Genomic DNA, 25,376 nt, shown 5'->3' on the forward strand with positions numbered 1-25,376 from the left:
CTGGGGTAGGAGGGAGTAGGCCAAAAGCCGTTCTCCTGACAGCGGACAGCTTTCGTTAGACGAGGGTTGTTTTCGGGCACCAGCCCGGACAGCGGTATGAAGACCAACTCCGTTTTCAACCGTCTGGCTAGTGGATTCACGCGATCGCGTACTGCGGTCGTGACAGTTTAATGCTGTGTTTCTGGAGAACGCGTTAATGGCGCAACACGATAGCGAAGCGGTAGATATGGTGCTGGTGGGGGCCGGTATCATGAGTGCCACTCTGGCAGTACTGCTCAAGGAACTCGATCCCAACATCCGCCTTGAAATTGTCGAACTGCAGGAGTCTGGAGCCGTCGAGAGCTCCAACCCCTGGAACAACGCCGGTACCGGCCATGCGGGGCTGTGTGAGCTGAACTACACGCCGGACAGCAAGGATGGCTCGATCGACATCAAGAAAGCCGTCACCATCAATACCCAGTTCGAGGTCTCGAAGCAGTTCTGGGCCTACCTCAGCGATCGTGAAGGCTTCGGCAGTCCCAAGGACTTCCTCAATGTAGTGCCGCATCTGAGTTTCGTCCGCGGCGAGAAGAACATTGATTACCTCAAGCGCCGTTTTGACGCGTTGAAGCAGCACCATGCCTTCGAAAACATGGTGTACACGGAAGATCGCGCCACCATGCAAGAGTGGATGCCGCTGATGATGCCGGGCCGCCCGGCTGATGAGCGAGTGGCTGCTACCCGTGCCATGAACGGCACCGACGTCAACTTCGGCAAGCTGACCCGCCAGATGCTGGACTATCTGGCCACCCGCACGGGTGTGAAGATGTCCTACCGCCAGAAGGTCACCGGCCTGTCACGTAACGGCAAGGGTTGGCGGGTCGAGGTCAAGAGTCTCCAGGACGGCAGCAGCCGTGAAATCGATGCCGGATTCGTGTTTCTTGGCGCTGGCGGTGCGGCGCTGCCGCTGCTGCAGATGTCCGGTATTGAAGAAGGTAACGGCTACGGCGGCTTCCCGGTCAGCGGTCAGTGGCTGCGTTGCGACAATCCGGAAATCGTCAGTCAGCATCAGGCCAAGGTCTACAGTCTCGCAGCTGTGGGCGCGCCGCCGATGTCCGTGCCGCATCTGGATACGCGAGTGGTCGACGGCAAAAAGTCCCTGCTCTTCGGGCCGTATGCCGGCTTTACCACCAAGTTCCTGAAATACGGCTCGCCCCTCGATCTGCCCATGTCGATCCGTCCAAGCAACCTGAAGCCGATGCTGGCCGTTGCTCGTGACAACATGGATCTGACCCGCTACCTGATCAAGGAAGTGCGGCAGTCCATGGAAGACCGTCTGAACACGCTGCGAGGCTTCTACCCCGAGCTCAATCCTGCGGACTGGCGTCTGGAGGTGGCCGGCCAGCGCGTGCAGATCATCAAGAAGGATCCGAAAAAGGGTGGCATTCTGCAGTTCGGAACTGAGCTGGTGTCCGCTCAGGACGGCTCCATCGCAGCCCTGCTGGGCGCTTCGCCGGGCGCTTCGGTAACGGTCTCCATCATGCTGGATCTGATTCAGCGCTGCTTCCCCGAGCAGGCAGTCAGCGAGGCCTGGACCACCAAGCTCAACGAAATCTTCCCGGCCCGTGAAACGGTTCTGGAAAGCGATGCAGCTGTCTACCGTGAGGTGGTTGCTGCAACTGACAAACGCCTGGGTTTGGCTGACTAAAGCGGCTGGCATCCTGCGTTCGAAACCGTCCTGCTTGTCATGAGCAGGGCGGTTTTTCATTTATAAAGCGGTTGCTTTCGCTCAGTGTGGTAGCGCTTGAGCCATCAACCTTCCGTAGCGTACCGGGCCTATCCCGACATGGCCGCAGTCGTGGACGAAGTCATGGCGGCTCCGGGTACTGGCTTGCCAATCCATTGGAGACAGATTTCAGGTACCTCCACCCAATTCGCGCCGCGTGGTGGTTGTTCTGCGGTCAGCAGCATGCGGCAACGGCGCTGTTCATCCAGAAGTGCATAGTGGCGGCGTCTGGGTTGGCGCAGCAGGGCGATCGGCAACGGCATGGGGCTGGCTCCGAGTGTGCTTGACGGTGTTATCGCAGCTCGGCGTTACAGCCTCATTACCGTCTTCCGCTGACGCTGCGGGCATCACTGTCGAAGGGCGTCGGCGCTGGTTATACTGCACTCCATCGCTCACCCCAATCTGGAGAAAATGGCATGCTGCAACGCTTGTTGTTCAGCCTTTTCGCTGTGTCCGCGCTGGCGCTCGCCGGCTGTGCACATAGCCCGCAACAGCTCGATCCATCCCCGAAACTCACCGGCACCATCAGCCCGGTCGGCCAGGGCCAGCCGGTCGCGGTGCGCATCGTTGATGGTCGTCAGTCCGCTACTCTCGGTACGCGCGGTGGCTTGTATCCTGAAACCAGCGCGGTCAGCGTGCCCAAGGAAAAAATCCTGCCCAAGCTCCAGGCTGAAGCCGAAGCAGCCGTGCGCCTGCTCGGATTCACCCCATCGCCCAATGCCTACAATGCGCCGCAGCTGACCCTTACCCTGGCCGAACTGAAGTATCAGTCGCCCAAGGAAGGGCTGTACGTTACCGAGGCGACCATCGGTGCCACGTTCCGCATCGAGGTGCAGAATGGCGGTCGGCGCTATAACGGCCGTTATGGCGCGACGCTAAACCAGCGCTTCGGCATGGCGCCCAACGAGCAGACCAATACCAAGCTGGTCAGCGACGTGCTGAGCGATGCCCTTACGCGAGTATTCAAGGATCCCAATATCGGTCAGCTGCTGTCCCAGTAACACCTGCACCTGACGCCAGACAAAAAAGAAACCCGCATTGACTGCGGGTTTCTTTTTATGCAGCTACAGACAGCGAGTGCAGTTGCGCTTTTAGCGCACCCCGGAACTGCGCAATGCCGCCGGCGTGTAGCGGTTCGAGCTGGTTTGATAGTTGTAGTGGTAGGGGTTCTTCTCTTCGTTCTTCATGCCCATGACCAGGTAGCGGCCTGAAATCAGGTCATACAGGGTCTCCATGGCATAAAGGGGCACCTGCTCGTGGTAGTAGTAGGCGTTATGCGCCTCGGCTACACGCCATAGAGAATTGCGGCCATCGTAATGATCGATGACGGCGGCTTGCCAGGTGTCTTCGTCGATAAAGAAGTTGCGCTTGGCGTAAATATGCCGCTCGCCGCTCTTCAGCGTGGCTTCCACTTCCCATACGCGGTGCAACTCGTAGCGGGCCAGATCCTGGTTGATATGGCCGGCCTTGACGATGTCGCTGTACTTGAGCTGCGGTGAATCCAGGCGGTAGGAGTTGTAGGGGATATACAGTTCTTTCTTGCCCACCAGTTTCCATTCGTAGCGATCCGGCGCGCCGTTGAACATATCCAGGTTGTCGGAGGTGCGCAGGCCATCGGCGGCAGTGCCGGGGCCGTCGTATGCCACCTGCGGGGCGCGGCGCACCCGACGCTGGCCGGCGTTGTAGATCCAGGCCATACGCGGTTCCTTCACCTGGTCCAGGGTCTCGTGCACCAGCAGCACGTTGCCTGCCAGGCGAGAAGGCTCGGTGACCTGCTGTTTGAAATAGAACAGCACGTTGCCATGCTTATCCGGGCTGTAGTCGCTCAAGGTGTCGGTATAGACGACTTCATCGACAAACTTGACCAGGCTGTAGTTGCCGTTGACCTGAGGGGTTGCCTGCGCCACGACGCGCCGAGCCGAGCCACCGCGGTAGCGGGTGATGTGGTTCCAGATCGCTTCGAGACCGTTCTGCGGAATAGGGAAGGCGACGGCCGTATCGAGGTTCTCCAGACCATTGCCGTCGCGTACCAGATTGGTCCGTGTGGCGTTGCGCTGCGCGGCATCATAGATGTGCTGCGGCATGGCCGCGCTGCGGCGGGTTTCGAAGACCGGCAACCGATAGGTGTTGGGGTAACGCTTGAGCATGGCGATCTGGCCGGGTGTCAGGTTGTCCTGATACTGCTCGTAGTTCTGTGCCGTGATGGTGAATTTGGCAGTGTCATTCGAAAAAGGATCACTGACGAAGCCATCCGCGCTGATGGGGGCAGCATCGGTCGGCAGGCCGCCGGTCCAGGCGGGAATGGTGCCGGCCGCATTGCCAGCCATCTCGGCGCCAATGGGAGTCAGGCTGACGCCGAGCTTGGCTGCTTGCGTTTCGGACACGGCGGCGATTGCCCCATTGGCCAGAATGGTGCCTGCCAGCAGAGTGAGTGAGAGTGCCCCCGTTCGTGCTCTGTTCTTATTCATTATGAGGTCCTGTCTGATCCTGCGAGCGCCGGCACGCGTTTCCGTTCTCCGTAACGGGCTGTTCGCCTGAATGCTCCATTCTCGGGCGGGTGCTCTATTCCAGTCATTTGGAGCGGAACGAGGGTTAAGCCCAATGCCCCTGCTAGTCAAGGAACAACCAGGCTCTATCGGGATAAATGGCACAATCAGCCGCTAAATCGCGGCAGATCGGAAGAACGGCGTCCGCTTGCCGTTGCGGCGAAGCGGACACCGAGCGAGTGTTCGCAGAGAGGGATTAAAGCGGCAGGCCGGCCTTGAGGCGGTATTGGTTGCGCACCGGCGTGGCGTATTGCTTGATCAAATAGGGGCGGTACTCGCTTGGGCAAGCGCCAAGGCGGCGGCTCCATTCGCCCTCGGCGCGGGCGATCTCTTCTTTGTCGAACAGCTCGCTGAGACCGGGTATCGCCAGTTCCGGGTCGCGCTGGTCCCACATTGCATAGGCCAAATAATGCACCGGGAACAGGCGGTAGTCGCAGAGGATCTGCCGGTCGATCTCGGCGGCCAGTTGCTTGGGATCTTCCGGAACCTGGGTAATGGGTGTACCGAAATTGATATGCACACGGCCCTTGTAGCCGGTGATACCAAGGGCGATGCTGGCATCATCCTCGCCGGGCGCCTTGGTGTAGCTGCCGGTGGTGTCACGGATATACAGCTCGCGAGCCTTGGCCTGATCGCAGGGGTCGTATTCATAGCTGATGGATACCGGCGTGGGTCGCAGGGCCGACAAGGCGTCCGCGAATGGCTCGTCCTTGCGGCTCATGTGCAGCATTTTCAGGATGGCGGTATCGGTGCGGTCGTCGCCGTCCTTCGCCCGTCCTTCGGCCTGAGCGATCCAGATCGACTCGCCGTCGTTGCGAATCGAATGGTTGATATAGGCCGACAGCTGCTGATAGGCCGCAAGTTTCTCGCGTCGAGCGGTGATCGAGCGGCGCACGATGAAGCTTTTGTTCAGGCGCATCAGGTCGCTGACGAAAGGCCGCTGCAAAAGGTTGTCGCCAATGGCGATGCGTGGGGTGCGCAGCTTGGCCTGGAACACCGCGTAGTTGACGAACGCAGGATCCATCACGATGTCGCGGTGGTTGGCCATGAGCAGATAAGCGCAGCCTTGCTGCAGCCTGTCCAGACCGGAGTAGGTGATGCCGTCTGTGGCGCGCTCGATGGTGCGATCCAGGTACATCTCGATCCGCGCCTGCAACGTATCCACTGAATGAATGCCGGCAAACTCGCTACGCAGGCGTTGGGCAATCAGCGGCTTGAGTAGCCAGCCGAAGGTGCCAGCCAGTCGAGGGAAGCGGAAACGCGCCAAGATATCGAGAAACTCACGATCTGCAAAAAGCCGTGCCATCACGGTAGGGACTTCGGCGTCAGCGTACGGTCGGATGGTTTCGAACTCGTCCATCATGCTCTCTGTAAGGGAAACCATTGAATAACCCCAATCGATTTGGGGTCGTGACTAGACGGCGATTATAACGGCAAGTCACGCGGGCGACGTTGATAGCGAAACTGGGCCACACTCCCTAACGGGAGAACTGTGGATCGTAGTCATTTGCCAGAAGGAAGCTGCGATGCAACGCATATATGAGGCACGAGATCTGCTGGAAGCCGAAATGCTTATCGGCATGCTGGCCAACGAGGGGATCGAGACGTTCCTGACCGGACGACATCTGATTGGTGCGATCGGTGAGTTGCCAGCAGCCGGGTTGCTCGGGCTAATGGTGAACGACGACCAGGCCGAGCGCGCGCGACAGCTGATCGCCGAGTACAATGACGCCGAATTGTTGCCCGGCGATGAGCCAGACGGCCCCGTGAGTTATCCGGGCGAGCTTATCTGCTGATTGCTTTCGCTTTCCCTTGTTGAGTTTTCCCATGTGTGGCCGCTATGCCCTGTTTCGCTGGAGCCCGGCTTTTGCCGCTTTGCCCGGCTTCCCTGCCGATCAATCTCCGCACTGGAGTCTGGCTCCTGGGGCTTCGGTGCTTATGCTGCATCGGGGTGAGGCAGATGAAGTACAGCTCAGCCGTGTGCGCTGGGGGCTGACGCCAGCCTGGCTGAGCGATTTCACCCGCACTCCGGCTCAGGCGCGGGCGGAAACCTTGGCCGAGCAACCGATGTTTCGTGATGCCTTTCGCCAGCGGCGAGGCGTTTTGCCGGCCAACGGTTTCTATGAATGGCGTGGTACGGCGCGAAAACGTCCTTACTGGATGACCGGTGAAGCTTCGTTGATGTATTTCGCTGCGGTGTGGGAAGCCTACCCGGTGGAGGGGCACACCTATCTCAGCGCGGCCGTGGTGACCTTGCCGGCGGCGAATCAGCGCCGTCCTCTGGTCGTGGATGAGGCAGGTGTGCGCGCTTGGCTTGACCCCCATACGCCCCTCGAATCGCTGCAGGAGTTGCTTGCTGCGCCGCAGCCAGTTCTGCGCGAGCGGCCCCTGGCGACCTTTATCAATGACCCCAAGCTGGATGCGCCAGAATGTCTGACGCCAGCCAACTAGCAGGCTGAGTCAGCTTCGAAACAGGTTGATCAGCCTGGCTCCCTTCGGGACTTGTTTCTGCTCCGGCGAACATTGTGCTTATTGCCCGGCCGAGAGGCTCGCTCTAGCATACGGCGCAGTATTCACTGGAGACGCGACATGCCAAAGCCGCACCTTTTTACCCTGACCCTGGCCGCTTCCCTGCTTCTCGGTTGTCAGGCCGTCAACACCACCAGCGGCGGTGCTGTCGGCGTCGAGCGCAAGCAGTACATGTTCAGCATGCTGTCCACTGAACAGGTCAACCAGATGTACGCGCAGTCCTACCAGGAGACCCTGAGCGCCGCATCGCAGAAAGGCGTGCTGGCCAAGAACAGTGCGCTGAGCAAGCGCGTCAACGGCATCGCTCAGAGACTGATTGCCGAGGTGCCGGCGTTCCGTCCAGATGCCGCCCAGTGGGATTGGGAAGTCAATGTGATCGAAAGCCCGGAGTTGAATGCCAACTGCGGGCCGGGCGGCAAGATCATTTTCTACAGCGGCCTGATCGACAAACTCAAGTTGACCGATGACGAAATCGCTGCGGTGATGGGTCATGAGATCGCCCACGCGCTGCGCGAGCACGGGCGTGAAGCAATGTCCAAGGCCTATGGCGTGCAGATGGCGACTCAACTGGGTTCGGCCTTTGGCGTTGGTGATGGCAGCCTGCAACTGGCCAACATGGGCGTCGAATACCTGATGACGCTGCCCAACAGCCGCAGCAACGAGAACGAAGCCGATCTGATCGGGCTGGAGTTGGCCGCTCGCGCCGGTTACAACCCGAACGCCGCGATCAGCCTGTGGGAAAAGATGGGAGCGGCAGCAGGTTCGGCGCCGCCGGAGTTCCTCAGCACACACCCTTCTTCAAGCAGCCGTACACAGGCTTTGCAGAGCACTATTCCCAAGGTGATGCCGCTGTACGAACAGCGCCGCAAGAACCGTTGAAGCAAGGGCCTGCCACCGTCCGCTTCAGGTCGGTGGCAGGGTGATCGGCAGCGGGCTGTCCATACCCAGCTGTTGTCGGGCGCTTTCCAGGTCGAACAGGCTGTTGATTTCCTCGATATCGCCATTGGGGTTCAGGGTCCAGAAGGACATGACCGCCACGGTGAGGATCTTGCCGGTCGCGGAGTGACCGAACGCAGGCTTCGTCAGGGTGCCGAACAGTGTGCTGGAAGTGACCACGCGGTTCCCTTCACTGAGACATTCGTCCACGACGACTTCCAGATCCTCCATCGCCGAGCGGATTTCCCGCACGATCAGGCCAAATCCTGCGCTATTGACCGGCTGGCTGATAAAAGAACTCTTGTAGGTGAAGTAGCGGCTCTGCAGCTGCTCGGCGAGCGCCAGGCGGCCCTTTCCCCAGCTCAGTTCGACGTGTTTGACAACCCGACGTTTTTGTTCTTCTGGTGACATGCAGCCTGCTCCCCCTGGGTTGCTGCCAGAACGCGGTATGGCGGCACTCTAGCAGCAGCGGAGAATTGGCAGGTTGCGCTGTGTATCAGACTGGAAGCATGCCGTTCAGACTCAGCGCCTGATAGGTGGCATACAAGGCCAGGGCGGCGAAGCCGATGGCAGCGATCCGGCGGATCAGCGTCAGCGGCAGGCGGTCGGCGGCGAAGTTGCCGACCAGCACCACAGGCACGTTGGCAAGCAGCATGCCCAGGGTCGTACCCAGCACCACCAGCAGCAGATCCGAGTACTGCGCCGCGAGCATGACCGTCGCCACTTGCGTCTTGTCACCCATTTCGGCGAGGAAGAATGCGACCAGAGTTGCCAGGAAGGGGCCAAAGTAGCGACCACGCGCGGCTTCGTCCGCTTCCAGCTTGTCCGGTACCAGCGTCCACAGCGCGACAGCGGCGAAGGAGGCGGCAAGGACCCAGCTGAGAATGGCCGGTGACACCAGCGTGGATACCCAGTTGCCTACTACCCCTGCCAATGCATGGTTGATTAGCGTAGCAATGAGGATGCCCCAGATGATTGGAGCCGGGCGTCTGTAGCGTGCGGCCAAGAGCAGGGCGAGCAGCTGAGTCTTGTCGCCGATTTCAGCGAGCGCGACGATCAGTGTGGAGATGTAAAGCGATTCCAAGCGGGTTCCTTGAAGGGCGGGTCGACTCGATACCATGACACGCAACATCCGCCCGCCCAGGGTCAGAGGTTGGTGTCATGGGTCTTGTCAAACCGGGCGTCGGCTGCCGATGCTGCCGCGCAGGTCGCATGCACCATGGTCTGTGGACCAAGTATGTTGACGCATGCCAGGCGAGCAGGGCGCTCGCCGGAGACTACTCCCCCAGGACGGACGCGAGTTTGCCCAAGCCCAGCGCGTTGTGCAAGTCGATCAGCTGGTGCGTCGTGCGCGGTAGATGCGAAAACCGTCGGCGCTGGCCAAGGTCTCGCAGCGACCCAGGTGCGCTTCGATCAGTGGTGGATACTTGAGAAAGGCGTTCGCCACCAGGCGCAGCTCTCCTCCAGGGCGAAGGTGGGAAGCTGCACGCTGCAGCAAATTTTCGCTGGCTGTGTAATGGGTGTGCACGCCTTGATGGAAGGGCGGATTGCTGATGATCGCTGCGCATTCGTGGGGGGCTGCATCAATGCCGTCACCGCTGATGACTTCGGCTTGTAGCCAGTTGGCGGCGAGGGTCATCCGGCTGCTTTCGGCAGCGAAGGCGTCGACGTCCAGCAGGCATACCTCGCTATCGGGGTAGCGGCGTTGTAGCGAGGCGCCGATGACGCCGGCGCCACAGCCGAAATCCAATAGACGCCCGCTTGGCAAATCATCTAGGTGCGCCAGCAGCAGCTGTGTGCCCCGGTCCAACCGACCATGGCTGAAGACGCCGGGCAGGCTGACGACCTGCAACGGTCCGTCCGCCAGTTCCAGACTGAAACGCTGAGCCAGTTTCGATAGCTCCGGTGGCTGGGGGCTGTGTTCCACACGCACTTGCCAGAGCTGACAGTGCCGCGCGCTGTCGAGTTTGCGCGTCTCGCCGAAGGGTGCCAATTGCTTTGCCGCGCGCTCAACGCCGGCGCGCTTCTCGCCGACCAGGTACAGCAGGCGGCCTACGAGCCTGGAGGCCAGCGCCTGGAGGAGGTAATCGGTCAGCTCACGGGATTTGGGAAGAAACAGCACCGCTGTATCGAAGCCGACCGCCGGCGGCTCTACACCAAATGTGCAGCGACCGGAGAAGCGGGCCTGCAGCGCCTGATGATCCCCGGCGTGCCAGCTCCAGCCGCTGGCTCCCGGGAGCTGCCCGAGGAGGTCGTCCGCCGGCAAGCCGGCCAGCAGCAACTTGCCAGTGAAAAGTCCGGCCTGGCGCAGCAGTACTTCGCTTCGGGGATCCATGGTGCCTCCGGGAAAAGCCGGCGAGCTTAGCAAGCTTGCCGCTGCCTGATAAGCGTAGCGACGTCAGTTGACCAGGCGCTTGGGCGTACCGGTGAAGAACGTCTCAGCGTTTTCACACATCTGGCCGACGATGCGCTGCCGTGCCTCGCGGCTGCCCCAGGCGCTGTGTGGGGTGACGATTAGGCGCGGTATGTCCGCTGCTAGCAGCGGGTTGTCATTGCTCGGTGGCTCGCTGGTCAGTACGTCGGTGGCGGCACCGCCCAAATGGCCCCGGCGTAGGGTGTCGGCCAGTGCCTGTTCGTCGATCAGGCCGCCGCGCGCGGTATTGATGATGTACGCCGTTGGTTTCATCAGTTGCAGCTCGCGGGCGCCGATCAGGTTGCGCGTCTGCTCGGTCAGCGGACAATGCAGGCTCAGGGCATCGACCTCAGGCAGCAGTTCGTCGAGATCAAGGCGCTCGGGGCGCGGCGGGCGGCCCGGCAGATTGCCGGTCAGCACGCGCATACCGAACGCTTCAGCCAGTTTGGCGACTGCGCTGCCCAGTTCGCCGTGGCCGAGAATGCCAAGTGTCTTGCCAGCGAGCTCGACGATTGGGAAGTCCAGCAGGCAAAATTGTCCACTTTCTTGCCAGCGACCGCGGGCGACCGCGGCTTGATAGTCGGGCAGGCGTGTGGCCAGCGCCAGCAATAACATCAGGGCGTGCTGGGCAACCGTGGCGGTGCCGTAGCCCTGGCAGTTGCAGACGCTGATGCCGCGCTGGCGGGCAGCAGCCAGGTCGATATTGTTGAGGCCGGTGGCGGCCACCAGGATCAGTTTCAGATCCGGACACGCGCTGAAGACCTCATCGCCCAGCCTGAGCTTGTTGACGATGGCGACCTGTGCGCCCTGAAGGCGCTCGATGATCTGGGACTCATTGGTCTGGGTATGACAAATCAGCTCATCGAAGACCGATTGCAGTGGAGTCAGATCGAGATCGCCCTGATCGAGGGGGGCGAGGTCGAGAAATACGGCGCGGCGGTTGCTCATGAAGTCTTACCTGAAGTGATCTGTAGCGAATGATTGATACGGCGGAGTCGGCGAATGTACTGGATGGAATTTCTCACGGTGGCTCTGGTGCATCTGCTGGCGGTGGCCAGCCCCGGGCCGGATTTTGCAGTTGTCGTGCGCGAAAGCGTGACCCATGGTCAGCGCAGCGGTAGCTGGACTGCACTGGGTATAGGCTGCGGTATTGGCTTGCACGTCGGCTATTCGTTGCTCGGTATTGGCCTGATCGTCTCGCAGTCGATCCTGCTGTTCAACCTCTTCAAGTGGTTGGCTGCGGGCTATCTGTTTTACCTGGGGTTCCAGGCATTGCGCGCGCGCCCTGCTGCGGTCGGTGATATTTCAGCTGGCGTCCCGGATGAGCCCCGGTCGCGCAGACGAGCCTTCACCATCGGCTTCGTCACCAACGGTCTTAACCCCAAGGCGACGCTGTTTTTCCTGTCTCTGTTTACAGTGGTAATCGACCCTCACACCCCGCTGGCCGTTCAGGCCGGATACGGGTTGTATCTGGCGCTCGCCACCGGTGCCTGGTTCTGCCTGCTGGCCTGGCTGTTCAGCCGCTCGCGGGTGCGGGCCGGCTTCGCTCGCATGGGGCATTGGTTCGACTGGCTGACGGGACTGGTGCTGATTGGCCTCGGCGTACGTCTGGTAGCCAGTGAGATGGCCTGAGGCAAAATGCCTTTATGCCAGCCATTTTCCCAGCATGACTTCGCAGGTGGAATCGGGCAGCTTTTGCTCTTTCGTTCCCGTTTTTACCGCTGGGCGATGCTACCCTACGGCCTGTTCAGGGTTGCCCCAGCCAGGCGGCGGCCCTTCGGGTAATTGAAGAGATGAAGGAAGTACTCCCCATGAAAACGCTGAAGTTGACCGCATTCGCCGCCTCCCTTGCTCTACTGGCCGGCTGTACGACCAACCCCTATACAGGCGAGCGCGAAGCGGGCAAGGCCGGCATCTACGGTGGCGTAGGCGCGGTCAGTGGCGCCGTGATCGGTGCAGCGACGTCAAGCAAGAAGGATCGTGCCAAGGGTGCGCTGATCGGCGCGGCAGTTGGTGGTGCCGCTGCTGGTGGCTACGGTTATTACGTCGATACCCAGGAAGCCAAGCTGCGCCAGACGCTGCAGGGCACTGGCGTCCAGGTTCAGCGCCAGGGCGACAACCTGACCCTGATCATGCCGGGCAACATCACCTTTGCCAGCAGCTCGGCAGATATTTCCAGTAGCTTTTACCCGACCCTGAACTCGCTGGTGCTGGTATTCAAAGAGTTCAACAAGAACGGCATCGATATCGTCGGCCATACCGATAGCACTGGTTCGCTGCAGCTCAACCAGGACCTGTCGAACCGCCGTGCACGTAGTGTCGCTGCCTATCTTGAAGGCAACGGTGTAGCACCTTCACGTATCTCCTCTTACGGTGCCGGACCGAGCCAACCGATCGCCAGCAACGATACCGCTGCAGGTCGCGCGCAGAATCGCCGCGTCGAGATCAATCTGCGCCCGCTTTAAGTTCGTAATAGCAGGCGTGGCCCGCAATGGGCTCGCCTGCGTCGAAGTACTGGCGTCATTAATCCAGCTTTTCTCTTCTCCCATGGAACCTATCGACACTCCGTGACTCTCACGCTGGTGACAGCGAGCCATGGCACTGAGGAGGTCGAATGGATAGTCGGTCCGCTCTCCATCCTCGCAAGCCTTGGTTGCCTCTGCTGGTGACCTCCGTATTGATGGCCGGGCTGAGTGGGTGGATTGGCTGGCAGTGGCATGTCCAGGAAGCGCGCGTACGAGCCGAACAGGCACAGCGATTCAACCTGGCGGTCAACGATGTCGAAAGCACATTGCGCGAACGCATGCGGGCCTACGAGATGGTGCTGCGTGGGTTGGCGGGCCTTTTTGTAGCCGGCGACGATGTATCCCTGGCCGAGTGGACGCAGGCTGCAGACCAGTTGCAGGTGCAGGAGCTCTACCCCGGTATCCAGGCCGTTGCGTTGGCTCGCTATGTTCGTGCCGATGAAATGCCAGGCATGCTTGAGCGGATCATCGCCAGCGGTCGCAGCGACTTTCGCGTATATCCAGCCGGGGAGCGCGACGATTATCTGATCACTGACTTCATTCACCCGCTTGGCTGGCGCAATCGTCGTGTGCAGGGCTTCGACATGCTCAGCGAGGCGGCGCGGCGGGATGCGGTTCTGGCTGCGCGCAATATGGGCATGCCGATGCTGACCGAACCCCTGCGCCTGAAACAGGAAACCGAGGAGAACGCACAGGCGGGCGTGCTTCTTTATTTGCCGCTGTATCGTCCTGGGGAGCCGGTCACTACGCTTGAAGAGCGCCAGCGCTCCTTCGCCGGCACCTTGCACGGAGCCTTTAGGCTCACCGATCTGATGGAAGGCGTGTTGGGTTCACGCAGTCGGCTGTTCCAGCTGCAGCTTTTCGATGCAGCCGACCCCGAGACGCCGCTGCTGGTGGGGCGAGCACCAGTCAGTACCGATGCCATGTATCACCGCACGCGCAATCTTTATGTGTACGGTCGTAGCTGGCAGTTGGAAGTTGCCAGTACCCCTGAGTACGAGGCGATTCTTGCTCGCGTCGGGCGGGCCTTTAATCTGGTGACGGCGCTGACGGCAGCCTTGCTGTTTTCTCTGTTGGTCGGCGGTTACCTCTACCTCCGTGAGCGTGCGCTGCGCAGCAGCCAGGAGCTTGGCGCGCGATTGCAGGAGCGCGAGGCGCGTTTTCGCCATCTTATTGAACAGCTTCCGGTGGCGACCCTGCTGTGCAACTCCCAGGGGCGTATCGAACTGGCCAACCAGAGCGCTGCGACGCTTCTGGGCAGTACGGCAGGCCTGCTTGCCGGTGAACGACTCAACCGCTACGTGCCGGGCGCGCTGGAGGAGCCATCGCGCGAGCAGCAGCCCATGGACGGCCAGCAGGAAACCTCGGCGCTGCGTGAAGACGGGCGGGTGATCCCGGTTTCCCTCAGCCTGACCAGTTTCAATCGGGACGACGGCATCTACCATCTGCTCAACCTGGTTGATCTGCAGCCGCGCAAGCGCGACGAGGAGCGCTTCCGCAACGTGGTTGAAGCCTCGCCCAATGCGTTTCTGCTACTGGATCACAGGGGCCGGATCGTCATGGTCAACCGCCAGACCGAACTGCTGTTCGGTTACGACCGGCAGGAGCTGGTTGGGCAGCCGGTTGAGATACTGATACCCGAGTCGATGCACAAAGCCTACCTGCAGGTACGCCACCGCTTCATGCAGGAGCCGGAATCTCTCCGGCTTGGGGACAATCGTGAGCTGTTTGGCCGTCGACGCGATGGTCATCTGGTGCCGGTAGAGGTGGGGCTATCGCCGCTGCGTAGCGGCGAAGAGTTGCTGGTGCAGGCGGTGGTGACCGACATAAGTCACCGCAAGGAAGCCGAGCGGCGTCTGCGTGATCAGGCTCATGAACTGATGGTGGCCAACCGTTACAAGTCCGAATTTCTTGCCAATATGTCCCATGAGCTGCGCACGCCGCTCAACAGCATCCTGATCCTCGGCGACCAGCTTCGGCAGAACGCCGGCAATAATCTTACGGAGAAGCAGGTCCGGCACGCCGACATCATTTACCGCTCCGGGCAAGATCTGCTGCAACTGATCAATGATGTGCTTGATCTGGCCAGGATCGAGAGCGGGCATATGCAGATCAGGCTGGAGCCGCTGGATCTGCCTGGGCTGCTGGCCGAGCTGACCAGCACGCTCGCGCCCATGGCTGAGCAGAAAAAGCTGGCCCTGAGCACGCAGATCGATGCCGATGTGCCGGCTACGATCATCAGTGATCGCCAGCGCCTGCAGCAGATCCTGCTCAATCTGGTTACCAACGCGCTGAAATTCACCCAGCAGGGTTCGGTAACGATCTACGCCAGCTATCGCGTGGAAGCCGACGGCGAGATGTTGCGCATCGAAATTCGGGACACAGGAATAGGCATCGCCGAGGATCAGCATGAGCGCATCTTCCTGGCGTTTCAGCAGATCGACGGCTCCATCAGTCGTCAATATGGCGGAACGGGATTAGGGCTGGCCATCGCGCGCCAGCTGACCGAGGTGCTTGGCGGCAAGATCAGGCTGGAGAGCAGCGAGGGTTGCGGGGCGTGCTTCATTGTGGATCTGCCGGTAGGGCAGGTGCCTGCGAGCGAACCACGAAGCCGAGGCGAGGTGAGCGTCCGTAGCGGTGGCTCCAACGTACTGATCATTGATAACGACGCCGAGCTAACTGCCGAGATCCGCGACGTTGGGCTGGAGCACGGCTTCTCCAGTGTCAGCTGTACTACTGGAGAGCAGGGATTGGTGGCGCTGGAGCGCAACCGTTTTGCGGCGGTCTTCCTCGACATCCTGTTGCCCGACATGAGTGGCTGGCAGGTCTACCGCATGCTGCGTGCCGATGGCCGTCATCAGGGCATGCCGGTGTATCTCATTTCCACCGTAGCGCAACCGGCAGACTGGACGGATGACGATTCGCGCTGGCTGCTCAAGCCAGTAGCCCAGGCAGAGCTGGAGCGACTGTTTATCGACTTGGCGGTGCAGGAGATCAATCCAGCACGTCTGCTGCTGGTCGAGACCGACGGCGAAAGACGCCGGCAGCTGCGCAACCGGTTCGAGGAAATGGGATATCGCGTTACCGAATGCCGGCGCAGTGAAGAGGCTCGGCTGGCTTTTGCCGAACATTCCTTCGTTGTGCTGGTCATTGACTTCGACCTGCCTGATGAAAATGGGCTGGATCTGCTCGAAGCGCTCGACCGCCTGCGTCCCCTGGATGATACGCGCGTGCTGCTGACCAGCAGCGAACCTCTTTCGCAAAAAAATCTGCAACGCTTGCGGCGCTATTCGTCGGTGGCGTTGTCAAAAAACGAAGGACTTGAGCACATGGATGATGCACTGAAACCTGCTGCGAATACTCCTGTGGCAGTGGCAATAAACGAGCAGGAACAGCCGATGTTGGGCCAGCGGGTATTGCTGGCTGTGCCCGATGTGCGATCCATCTATGCCATCAGTGCCCTGCTGGATGAGCAGGGCCTGCAGGTGGTGCCGGCAACGACAGCCATCGAAGCGCTAAAACGCTTCGATGAAGATGCCTTCGACCTTGCACTGGTGGATATGAAACTGCCTAACGAAGATGGTATCGCTCTGATTCGGCAATTGAGAAACGACTATGGCTGCCAGGTGCCCATCGTCGTTTTGACGGCGACCGAAGCGCCTGAAGAGCGCGAGGCGGGACTTGCCGCTGGTGCTGACGACTGGCTGAGCAAGCCGGTAGAAAGCGTCGCTTTGAGTATGCTGCTGCAGCGCTGCCTGGGAAATGCCGCAGCCTTGTCGGGCCCACGATAATCAGGCCCGGCTCACAATAAGGAGAGTCTTCGATGCGCCCCACATTCTCATCCGGTCTAGCAGTCCGCATCGCTCGAGCCGGCGTCGGGTGCCTATCCCGCCGGAAGTGCGACTGATGCCCTGGCCCCAGGCCAAGGAGCAGTCAGAGGCCCGCACGCTGCTGGTGGTGGATGATCGCGAGGCGAACCTGGTCGCGATGGAAGCCCTGCTGGGCGATGAGGACTGGACTGTACATACGGTCAACTCTGGCGAGGCAGCGCTGCAAGCGCTGCTGGATCTGGATGTCGAGCTGGTGCTGCTGGACGTTCAGATGCCGGGCATGGACGGCTTTGAAGTGGCTCGATTGATGCGCGGCAACCCGCATACGCGCTACACGCCGATCATTTTCGTTTCGGCCATAGCCCATACCCGTGAATCGGTCCTACGCGGTTACGCGACCGGCGCGGTGGACTTCGTCCTTAAGCCTTTCGACCCTCAGGTGCTCAAGCTCAAGATCAACACGTTGCTAAGCCACGAACACAATCGGCGCAATCTGCAGCTGCTCAGCCAGCAGCTGGACAGCGCTCGGGCGTTCAATGCATCGGTGCTGAACAATGCTGCCGAAGGCATTCTGGTGGTTGGTGAGGACGGCTACATCAATTTCGCCAATCCGGCCATTGCGCGGATGCTGCATACCGATGTGGAACATTTGCAGGGCACCGCGCTGGCGGATCACCTTGCCAGTCCGCAGCTGCCCGATGCCTGGCGCGACAGTGACTTCTACAAGCATTGGCGCAACGGCGAGACTTATCGGCTGCACGAAGCCCAGCTGAACACCGCTCGTGGCGGCACCCTGCCGGTTGCCCTGTCAGCCTCGCCTCTGCCACGCCAGCAGCGCTCGATGGTGGTGATTGCCCTGGACATGTCGGTCGTGCGCAACCTGCATGTGCAGCTGGAGACCCAGGCTGTTACCGACTCGCTGACCGGCTTGCTCAACCGCCGCGGCTTTCACCAGGCCCTGGATTCCGCGCTGGCGCGGGTCGATCGAAACGGCAAGCGTATGGCCATCCTCTATATCGACCTGGATGGCTTCAAACGCATCAATGATTCCCTGGGGCACGATGCCGGTGACGAAATCCTCTGTCGAGTGGCGCGGCTGCTGGAAACCTGCATGCGTCCTTACGACATCATCGCGCGCATGGGCGGTGACGAATTCACCGCCTTGCTGGACTCGCTCGATCATCCGGAAGATGCCGCCAGGGTGGCGGAAAAGCTCATCGAACTCATTTCCGTTCGGCACACCGTCGACGGCACCGAAGTAACCCTCGGTGCGAGCATTGGCATCGCTCACTTTCCTGACTGCGGACAAAGCGTCGAAGAGCTTCTGCGCTCGGCAGATATGGCCATGTACGAAGCCAAACGGGCAGGGCGGCAGCAGTATCGGTTCTTCTCCAAGGAAATGAACGGGCGCGCCCATGCACGCCTGATGATGGAGGAAAACCTGCGCAGCACCATCGACCGCAATGGTTTCGATTTGGTCTACCAGCCGCAGATCATGCTCGAAACCGGTGAGCTGCGCGGTTTCGAGGCCTTGCTGCGCTGGGATTTCAAGGGGCGTGGAGAGGTCGAGCCGAATGTCTTCATTCCCCTGTTGGAAGAAACCCGGCTGATCGACCGTGTCGGTCAGTGGGCTTTGCGCGAAGGCATGGCTCAGTGCCGCGAGTGGCGTGACAGTTTTGGAAAGGACCTGGTACTCAGTTTCAACGTCAGCCCGGTACAGTTCGGTCGTGCCGGGCTGCTCGACGACCTGCGCCGTCTGCTGGACGAGTTCCAGCTCGATCCACATCAACTTGAGTTGGAGGTCACCGAAGGCGCACTGATGCAGGATCTGCAGCAGAGCTGCGATCAATTGCGCCGGTTGCGGGAGCTCGGGGTACGGGTGGCAGTGGACGACTTCGGCACAGGCTATTCATCCCTGGCCTACCTGCGTCACTTCGAACTGGATACGCTGAAGATCGATCGATTGTTCATCGCCAATATGCTGGACTCGCCACGCGATGCTGCTGTGGTCAGCACCATCATCGACCTGGGGCGCAATCTGGAGCTCGAAGTGATTGCCGAAGGCGTCGAGACCGTAGCACAGCGCGACTGGTTGGTCGCACATGGTTGCCAGGTAATGCAGGGCTTCCTGGTTGCCCCGGGATTGACTCTCGAGGAAACCCAGAACTTCCCGAGTCAGGTGGACTGGCTGCAGCTGGATGAAGTGGGCAGCAGCTAGCTCGAAGGAAACTGCTGGTGCAGCCGGTCGAGCTGGGTGTCTTTTTCGGCCCAGAGCTGGTTAACCCACAGCTGGAAACTCGTGCGATAGCTTTCATCCTGGTCATAACTGCGGCTCAGGAACTCGTCCGGTATGGGCCGCGAGTCGATGCACATGACCACTTGGTCTACCCGGCCGCAGAGCAAGTCCCAGAAGCTTGGGTTGCCGCTGGGGTAGTGGATGGTGATATCGATCAGCGCGGTAAGCTGCTCACCCATTGCGTCGATGACGAAGGCGATACCGCCGGCCTTGGGCCTTAACAGGTGGCGGTAGGGCGACGCCTGTTCGGCGTGCTTGCCGGTTGTAAAACGCGTGCCTTCGAGGAAGTTGAACACCGATACAGGGTTGGTTCGGTAGCGCTCGCACGCCTTGCGCGTGGTGGCCAGGTCTTCGCCGCGTTTCTCCGGATGCTTGGCCAGATATTCCTTGCTGAAGCGTTTCATGAAGGGAAACTCCAGCGCCCACCAGCACAGGCCGATCACCGGCACCCAGATCAGCTCCTGCTTGAGAAAGAACTTGAGAATCGGCATCCGTCGGTTGAGCTGGTATTGCAACATCAGAATGTCAGCCCAGCTCTGGTGATTGCTGGTGACCAACCAGGAATGGCGCATATCGACCTTCTCCAGACCTTCGACATGCCATCGGGTGCGCTGGACCGAATCCATCCAGAAAGCATTTACCCCCATCCAGGACTCGGCGATCCAGTGCATGCCGGTACGCAAAGCACGTTGTATTGGGGGGACAGGTAGGAGCAGTTTGAGCAACGCAAGCAAGAACAGCGGCCAGCACCAGAACAACGTATTCAGCGCCAGTATCAAACCGGCCAGAACGCCCCGCAGCGGGGCAGGAAGAAAACTCAGCATCAATCGGCTCGCCAGGACAACAATGGCGGCAAGAGTAATGATTGTCCGATGAACTGCAAGCGGGAAGTGACCCGGCAGCCTCCGCTCCCGGCCGGGTTGGCCGGGAGCGGAGGCGGGACATCAGGCGGTGCGGTTAGCAGCCTGCAGTGCGGTGAGGGCGATGGTGAAGACGATGTCGTCGACCAGGGCGCCGCGGGAGAGGTCGTTGACCGGCTTGGCCAGTCCTTGCAGCATCGGGCCCACGCTGAGGCAGTTAGCGTTGCGCTGAACCGCCTTGTAGGTGGTGTTGCCGGTGTTCAGGTCGGGGAAGATGAACACGGTGGCTTGGCCTGCAACCTTGCTGTTTGGAGCCTTCTGCTTGCCAACGCTGAGTACGGAGGCGGCATCGTACTGCAGAGGGCCGTCGATCGGCAGGTCAGGCGCACGCTCTTGAGCAATGCGCGTGGCCTCGGTGACCTTTTCCACTTCAGCACCAGCGCCGGAGCTGCCGGTGGAGTAGCTGATCATCGCTACACGCGGGTTGACGCCCAGGGCAACGGCCGACTCGGCGCTCTGCAGGGCAATTTCTGCCAGCTCGGAAGCGCTCGGGTTCGGGTTGACCGCGCAGTCGCCGTAGACCAGCACCTGGTCGGGCAGCAGCATGAAAAATACCGAAGACACGAGGCTGTAGCCCGGTGCGGTCTTGATCAGCTGCAGGGCCGGACGGATGGTGTTCGCGGTGGTATGTACGGCGCCGGAAACCAGGCCGTCCACTTCATCCAGAGCAAGCATCATGGTGCCAAGTACTACGGTGTCCTTGAGCTGCTCGCGGGCATCATCCGGGGTCAGCCCCTTGGCCTTGCGCATTTCGCACATGGGTGCAACGTAGCGCTCGGTGATCGCATCCGGGTCGAGAATCTCCAGGCTCGCCGGCAGCACGATGCCTTGCTCGCGGGCCACGGCCTGCACTTCTTCCGGCTTGGCCAGGAGTACGCAACGGGCAATGCCGCGTTCCTGGCAGATGACTGCTGCGCGGATGGTGCGCGGCTCGTTGCCTTCGGGCAGGACAATGCGCTTGTTGGCATCCTGGGCACGCTTGACCAACTGGTAGCGGAACGCCGGCGGTGACAGGCGCAGCTCGCTACGCGGCACGCTGAGCCGAGGATGGAGCAGTTCGGGTTGCAGATGCGAGGCGATGAAATCGGTGACCTTGGCCGCGCGCTCGACATCGTCGGCCGGGGTTTCGCGGTTTAGACCGTTCAGATTGGTGGCGGTCTCGTAGGAGCCGGTCTGCACGGTCATTACCGGCAGGCCGCTGTCCAGCGCGGCCTTGCAAAGATCGAGGATGCGCTGGTCGGGGCCAAAGTCGCCGGTCAGCAGCAGGCCGCCCAGTTTGACGCCATTGAGCGAAGCCAGGCAGGCGGCCAGGATGACATCGTCACGGTCGCCGGGGGTTACGACCAGCACACCGGGCTGTAGCAGGTGCGCCATGTTCGGTACGGTGCGCGCGGCCAGGATGATCTTCTGCACGCGGCGCTGGTCGGCTTCGCCAGCGCTCAATACGCGGGCACCCAGAGCTGAGGCGATATCGCAGGTGCGCAGGGCATTGAGCTCCGCGTTGAAGGGGACGGCGCCGAGCAGCTGGAAAATATCGCTGCCGAGCAGAGGCAGTTGGGCTTTGATGCGTTCGACGAAGGCAGGCACGCCGTCTTCGCTTTTGACCTTGTTGAGTATGGTGCCCAATACCTTGGGGTCCTTGGCGCCGCCGAACATCTGCGCCTGGATCTCGATGCGCTCGGCCAGTTGCTTGAGCTCGTCATCGCCTTGCGCTGCGACCAGGATCACTTCGGCGTCCAGGCTCTTGGCCAGCAGAGCGTTGATGCGAGCGGTGTAGTCGCTTTCGCGGGTTGGCACCATGCCCTCGACGATTACCACGTCCTTGCCAGCGGCAACTTGCTGATAGCGGCTGACCACGTCTTCAAGCAGCAGGTCGAGTTCGCCATTAGCCAGTTGACGCTCCAGTTGCGCCAGTGGCACGGGCTCGGGAGAGGTGATGCTGAGGGTGCTTTCGACCAGCAGGCAGGAGCGCTCGCGGCCCTGATCATTGGGGAACGGCTGGGCGATCGGCTTGAAAAAGCCGACTTTCAGGCCTGCACGCTCCAGGGCGCGTATCAGGCCAAGGCTGATGGAGTTGAGGCCGCCGCCGAAACCGCAGGGGGCGAGAAAAAGCGTATGCATGGGAATCTCCTGTCAAACAGAGGGTTCGGGCAACGCATGGGTGAACAGCTCAAACCCGAAGCCGCAAAAGGGCTTCGGGTTTGTTATGCCACGCGTGCCTGCGCGGTTTTTCGTCAGCTGTCAGGCGTCGAGAAGCTCGAGTGACTCTAGGGCGATCTGGCGCTCCTCGTTGGTCGGCACTACCAGTACGCGAGGGCTGCCTTCTGCCTGGATTTCGCCAGCGACACCGCGGGTGCAACGCTCGTTAGCGGCTTTGTCGAGCTTGAAGTTGAACAACTTGAGATGTTCCAGGGTGCGTTCGCGCACAGGCGCCGAGTTCTCGCCGATACCGCCGGTGAAGATCAGACCGTCGAGCTTCGGCAGTGCGCAAGCCATGGCTGCGAGGGATTTGGCCAGACGATAGCAGAACACTTCGAACGCCAGGTTGGCGCCGGGGTGGCCCGCCATACGCGCTTCGGACAGGGTGCGCATGTCGTTGGAAAGCCCGGACAGGCCCTTGATGCCGCTGTCGTGGTTTAGCGCGCGGTCGATTTGCTCCAGGCTCCAGCCCAGAGTGCGGTTCAGGTAGCTGTGCAGGTTCGGGTCGACATCGCCACTGCGTGTACCCATGACCAGGCCTTCGAGCGGGGTCATACCCATGCTGGTATCGCGGCTTTCGCCGTTGACGATGGCGCAGGTGGAGCAGCCGTTGCCCAGGTGTGCGGTCAGCCAGCAGCTGTCTTCGACCGGCAGGCCGGTCATCTCGGCGGCGCGCTTGCTTACATAGTTGTGGCTGGTGCCGTGGAAGCCATAGCGACGCACGCTGTGTTCCTTGTAGAGGAACTCCGGCACGGCGTAGCGGTAGGCATACTCGGGCATGGTCTGATGGAACGCGGTGTCGAACACTGCCACCTGCGGCAGATCGGGGAACAGATCCAGGGTGGCGTTGATGCCGACGAGGTTGGCCGGGTTGTGCAGCGGAGCCAGTTGCGCGTTGTCGCGGATGGCGTTCAGGACTTCCTCATTGATCAAGCAGGAGCCAGTGAAGTGTTCGCCACCATGTACTACACGGTGGCCAATGGCCGACAGATGGCCGCCGGAGGCATCCTGGGCCATGGGCAGGACGTGCTGCAGGGCAGCGTGATGATCGGCACCGGGAATCTCAAGGCTCTGCTTGTTATCGCCCAGTTGCCAGTGAAGCACCGCTTCGGGACTGCCGAGGCGTTCGGCCAGGCCTTGCAGAGGGAATGTGGCTTGCTCTTCGTTCACCAGTGCGAACTTCATCGACGAGCTGCCGCAGTTAATCACAAGGATGTTACGAGCCGACATCGGTGCTCCTTATCTAAGCTTGAGTAATTGTGGGGTAGGGGTCGCCTATCATTCTGGCCCTGATTCTTGCACAGCTATTGAGGGTATGGATGCTCTCCAAAGGTTGTATGTAGCCCCAACCGACGCAGGACTACATATCGTCTGCAGGTGTCTAGGTTGCTCCGTTTATCCGACCTTGATTCGCAATCGTCGGCGCCCCCGGTTAAACTTTCTTCCCACATTTCCCAGTAAAAGGTTTCGCCTCATGCAGATTGCCGCTAACAAGGCTGTGTCAATCGACTATACCCTCACTAATGACGCTGGTGAGGTGATCGACAGCTCGGCCGGCGGCGCCCCGCTGGTCTACCTGCACGGTGCAGGCAACATCATCGCTGGCCTTGAAAAAGCCCTGGAAGGCAAGCAGGGCGGGGATGAGGTCAAGGTCTCCATTGAACCGCAGGACGCCTACGGCGAATACAGCCCCGAGCTGGTTGCGACACTTAACCGCGCCATGTTCGAGGGTGTCGACGAATTGGAAGTGGGCATGCAGTTCCACGCTTCCGGCCCGGACGGCGGTATGCAGATTGTCACCATCCGCGATGTGGAAGGTGATGACGTGATCGTCGATGGCAATCACCCGCTCGCTGGGCAGCGCCTCAATTTCGAGGTCAAGATTGTCAGCGTGCGTGACGCCAGCGAAGAAGAAGTCGCCCATGGCCACGTCCACGGTGAAGGTGGGCACCATCACTGATTCACCCCCCAGCGAGGTGAGCGGTCGTAACGCTGTTGTGTACGACCGGACCCTGGAAGCGCTTCGGTTTTGTCGGAGCGCTTTTGTATCTTCTGGAGTAGAGAAAAATGAGCGCGTTCCACGAACTGGTTCTTCCCGGCCTCGACGGTCGAGAGCTGCCGCTTGCCCCGCTGAAAGAGCAGTTGACCCTGGTGGTCAACGTAGCCTCCGAATGCGGCCTGACTCCGCAATACGCGGGGCTGCAGGAGCTGCATCAGCGTTATCAGGAGCGTGGTTTCGGCGTGCTTGGCATCCCCTGTAACCAGTTCGGCTCGCAGGAGCCGGGTAGTGATGCGGCGATCCTGCAGTTCTGTTCCGAAAACTACGGCATCAGCTTTCCCCTGAGCGGCAAGCTTGAGGTCAACGGTCCGCAACGTCACCCGCTGTATCGTCTGCTGGCGGGCGAGGGTGCGGATTTTCCGGGCGATATCAGCTGGAATTTCGAGAAGTTTCTCGTTGATCGGGACGGTCGTGTGCTGGCCCGCTTCTCGCCTCGTACCGCACCAGAGGATCCTCAGCTGATCCAGGCTATCGAGAGCGCTCTCGCGGGCTGACTGCCCAGGCTGTTTAGTGGTGCGTGGCAGGCTGGCCCTGACCACCTTCGCGCACCCAGAACAGTGTCGCTCCGGCAACGGCTGCCGGCATGATCAACAGGTTTAGCACCGGAACCAGCAGGGCGGCATAGGTTGCCGCGCCGAAGCTCAGGCTCTTCCAGCGTCGACCGCGCAGCCAGTTCATCATTTCGCCCCAGCTCATTTTGTTGTTATCTGCCGGGTAGTCGATGTATTGCACTGCCATCATCCAGATCCCAAAGAGTAGCCATAGCGGCGCAGCAGCCAGGTTGGCCAGCGGGATAAAGGATAAAACCAGCAAAGCAAGCGCCCTGGGGGCGAAGTAGGCCAGTTTGCGTGCCTCGCGCCCTATGGTGCGTGGCAGCATGGCCAGCAGTTCGGCCCAGCTGAAAGGCGGGGAGTTGTCCTGACCACGCGCGACCAGCTCGACCTTTTCGGCAAGAAAGCCATTGAACGGCGCGGCGATGATGTTGGCCAGCAAGGTGAAGGTGAAGAACACCATCAACACAACCAGCGCCACAAACAACGGCCATAGAACGTATTCGAGAAACATTAGCCACTCGGGCAGGCTGGGCATGAATGCGTCTACCCAGCTGCCAAACTGGCGTACAGCCAGATAGATCAGGCCAATGAATACAAGCAGGTTTACCGTCAGCGGCAGGATCACGAACCGGCGCAGGCCTGGGCCGAGAACCAGCTTCAAGCCTTCACGCAGATATTGCGGGCCGGTTAGGGCGGCGATAGGCATATAGGGCTCCGAATGCAATGAAGGGCGATTGTCTGTCGGAAGGGCGAAACAGTCGTCAATAGGCTCCGGCTATGCAGGCCATTTGGATTGCCAAATGG

Annotated in this window: 21 protein-coding genes and 1 riboswitch; of the genes, 11 read left to right on the forward strand and 10 right to left on the reverse strand. The window is 60.7% G+C overall.

Annotation, left to right across the window (positions count from 1 at the left end):
• Nucleotides 1-181: 181 nt before the first annotated feature.
• Nucleotides 182-1,687 (forward strand): malate dehydrogenase (quinone), encoded by a 1,506-nt coding sequence (mqo, locus tag BN1079_RS16950; RefSeq protein ID WP_269450536.1) that lies wholly within the window; start codon nucleotides 182-184, stop codon nucleotides 1,685-1,687.
• 494 nt (nucleotides 1,688-2,181) lie between these two features.
• Nucleotides 2,182-2,766 (forward strand): YajG family lipoprotein, encoded by a 585-nt coding sequence (locus BN1079_RS16955; RefSeq protein WP_037026492.1) that lies wholly within the window; start codon nucleotides 2,182-2,184, stop codon nucleotides 2,764-2,766.
• A 90-nt stretch (nucleotides 2,767-2,856) separates the two neighbouring features.
• Here BN1079_RS16955 and BN1079_RS16960 read toward each other — a convergent pair whose 3' ends face one another.
• The gene (locus BN1079_RS16960; protein WP_037026493.1) at nucleotides 2,857-4,233 is read right to left on the reverse strand and encodes a DUF1329 domain-containing protein; all 1,377 of its coding nucleotides are present in this window, start codon (nucleotides 4,231-4,233) and stop codon (nucleotides 2,857-2,859) included.
• 274 nt (nucleotides 4,234-4,507) lie between these two features.
• The gene (locus BN1079_RS16965) at nucleotides 4,508-5,671 is read right to left on the reverse strand and encodes a 1-acyl-sn-glycerol-3-phosphate acyltransferase (RefSeq protein WP_171819311.1); all 1,164 of its coding nucleotides are present in this window, start codon (nucleotides 5,669-5,671) and stop codon (nucleotides 4,508-4,510) included.
• A 166-nt stretch (nucleotides 5,672-5,837) separates the two neighbouring features.
• Here BN1079_RS16965 and BN1079_RS16970 point away from each other — a divergent pair, with 166 nt between their 5' ends.
• From BN1079_RS16970 to BN1079_RS16980, 3 genes are all read left to right on the forward strand, one after another.
• Complete coding sequence (locus tag BN1079_RS16970) at nucleotides 5,838-6,107, forward strand: putative signal transducing protein (protein WP_037026495.1); 270 nt, start codon at nucleotides 5,838-5,840, stop codon at nucleotides 6,105-6,107.
• Nucleotides 6,108-6,138: 31 nt separating this feature from the next.
• The gene (locus tag BN1079_RS16975; protein ID WP_037026496.1) at nucleotides 6,139-6,762 is read left to right on the forward strand and encodes an SOS response-associated peptidase; all 624 of its coding nucleotides are present in this window, start codon (nucleotides 6,139-6,141) and stop codon (nucleotides 6,760-6,762) included.
• A gap of 138 nt (nucleotides 6,763-6,900) precedes the next feature.
• Nucleotides 6,901-7,719 carry a M48 family metallopeptidase gene (locus tag BN1079_RS16980; RefSeq protein WP_037026497.1) on the forward strand — a complete coding sequence of 273 codons (819 nt, stop codon included), beginning with the start codon at nucleotides 6,901-6,903 and terminating at the stop codon, nucleotides 7,717-7,719.
• 24 nt (nucleotides 7,720-7,743) lie between these two features.
• Here BN1079_RS16980 and BN1079_RS16985 read toward each other — a convergent pair whose 3' ends face one another.
• From BN1079_RS16985 to BN1079_RS17000, 4 genes are all read right to left on the reverse strand, one after another.
• On the reverse strand, nucleotides 7,744-8,187 hold the full coding sequence (locus BN1079_RS16985; protein ID WP_037026498.1) for an ester cyclase: 444 nt from the start codon (nucleotides 8,185-8,187) through the stop codon (nucleotides 7,744-7,746).
• Nucleotides 8,188-8,272: 85 nt separating this feature from the next.
• Entirely contained in the window at nucleotides 8,273-8,860 is a 588-nt protein-coding gene (locus BN1079_RS16990; protein WP_037026499.1) for a TMEM165/GDT1 family protein, read from the reverse strand.
• Nucleotides 8,861-8,968: 108 nt separating this feature from the next.
• A riboswitch (yybP-ykoY riboswitch) is annotated at nucleotides 8,969-9,074 on the reverse strand.
• Between the two features lie 35 nt (nucleotides 9,075-9,109).
• Complete coding sequence (locus BN1079_RS16995; RefSeq protein ID WP_037026500.1) at nucleotides 9,110-10,111, reverse strand: class I SAM-dependent methyltransferase; 1,002 nt, start codon at nucleotides 10,109-10,111, stop codon at nucleotides 9,110-9,112.
• A 63-nt stretch (nucleotides 10,112-10,174) separates the two neighbouring features.
• Nucleotides 10,175-11,137 (reverse strand): 2-hydroxyacid dehydrogenase, encoded by a 963-nt coding sequence (locus tag BN1079_RS17000; RefSeq protein WP_037026501.1) that lies wholly within the window; start codon nucleotides 11,135-11,137, stop codon nucleotides 10,175-10,177.
• Between the two features lie 54 nt (nucleotides 11,138-11,191).
• Here BN1079_RS17000 and BN1079_RS17005 point away from each other — a divergent pair, with 54 nt between their 5' ends.
• The 4 genes from BN1079_RS17005 to BN1079_RS17020 all read left to right on the forward strand — a co-directional run bounded on the left by BN1079_RS17005 (nucleotide 11,192) and on the right by BN1079_RS17020 (nucleotide 18,762).
• Nucleotides 11,192-11,821: a LysE family translocator gene (locus BN1079_RS17005; protein WP_037026502.1), complete on the forward strand. Its 630-nt coding sequence runs from the start codon at nucleotides 11,192-11,194 to the stop codon at nucleotides 11,819-11,821.
• 179 nt (nucleotides 11,822-12,000) lie between these two features.
• Nucleotides 12,001-12,654, forward strand: a complete 654-nt coding sequence (locus BN1079_RS17010; RefSeq protein WP_037026503.1) for a YiaD family glycine zipper/OmpA-like lipoprotein — start codon at nucleotides 12,001-12,003, stop codon at nucleotides 12,652-12,654.
• Nucleotides 12,655-12,803: 149 nt separating this feature from the next.
• Nucleotides 12,804-16,505: a CHASE domain-containing protein gene (locus BN1079_RS17015; protein ID WP_037026504.1), complete on the forward strand. Its 3,702-nt coding sequence runs from the start codon at nucleotides 12,804-12,806 to the stop codon at nucleotides 16,503-16,505.
• A gap of 115 nt (nucleotides 16,506-16,620) precedes the next feature.
• Nucleotides 16,621-18,762: a putative bifunctional diguanylate cyclase/phosphodiesterase gene (locus tag BN1079_RS17020; RefSeq protein WP_037026505.1), complete on the forward strand. Its 2,142-nt coding sequence runs from the start codon at nucleotides 16,621-16,623 to the stop codon at nucleotides 18,760-18,762.
• Here the strand turns inward: BN1079_RS17020 and BN1079_RS17025 are convergent.
• The 3 genes from BN1079_RS17025 to BN1079_RS17035 form a co-directional block, all read right to left on the reverse strand.
• Complete coding sequence (locus tag BN1079_RS17025; RefSeq protein ID WP_037026506.1) at nucleotides 18,759-19,664, reverse strand: acyltransferase; 906 nt, start codon at nucleotides 19,662-19,664, stop codon at nucleotides 18,759-18,761. The two genes, BN1079_RS17020 and BN1079_RS17025, sit on opposite strands and share 4 nt — an antisense overlap.
• A 120-nt stretch (nucleotides 19,665-19,784) precedes the next feature.
• Entirely contained in the window at nucleotides 19,785-21,881 is a 2,097-nt protein-coding gene (gene pta / locus BN1079_RS17030) for a phosphate acetyltransferase (RefSeq protein ID WP_037026507.1), read from the reverse strand.
• Nucleotides 21,882-22,001: 120 nt separating this feature from the next.
• Nucleotides 22,002-23,189 carry an acetate kinase gene (locus BN1079_RS17035; RefSeq protein WP_037026508.1) on the reverse strand — a complete coding sequence of 396 codons (1,188 nt, stop codon included), beginning with the start codon at nucleotides 23,187-23,189 and terminating at the stop codon, nucleotides 22,002-22,004.
• Between the two features lie 244 nt (nucleotides 23,190-23,433).
• Between BN1079_RS17035 and BN1079_RS17040 the strand changes: the two genes are divergently transcribed.
• Together BN1079_RS17040 and BN1079_RS17045 are read left to right on the forward strand one after the other, a co-directional pair.
• Nucleotides 23,434-23,919, forward strand: a complete 486-nt coding sequence (locus tag BN1079_RS17040; RefSeq protein WP_037026509.1) for an FKBP-type peptidyl-prolyl cis-trans isomerase — start codon at nucleotides 23,434-23,436, stop codon at nucleotides 23,917-23,919.
• 107 nt (nucleotides 23,920-24,026) lie between these two features.
• Nucleotides 24,027-24,512, forward strand: coding sequence for a glutathione peroxidase (locus BN1079_RS17045; protein WP_037026510.1), 486 nt, complete (start codon nucleotides 24,027-24,029; stop codon nucleotides 24,510-24,512).
• A 13-nt stretch (nucleotides 24,513-24,525) separates the two neighbouring features.
• On the opposite strand, the gene cysZ is transcribed toward BN1079_RS17045, so the two are convergent.
• The gene (gene cysZ / locus BN1079_RS17050; protein WP_037026511.1) at nucleotides 24,526-25,278 is read right to left on the reverse strand and encodes a sulfate transporter CysZ; all 753 of its coding nucleotides are present in this window, start codon (nucleotides 25,276-25,278) and stop codon (nucleotides 24,526-24,528) included.
• Nucleotides 25,279-25,376 lie beyond the last annotated feature (98 nt).

Source organism: Pseudomonas saudiphocaensis (genome assembly GCF_000756775.1).
GTDB classification, from domain to species: domain Bacteria; phylum Pseudomonadota; class Gammaproteobacteria; order Pseudomonadales; family Pseudomonadaceae; genus Stutzerimonas; species Stutzerimonas saudiphocaensis.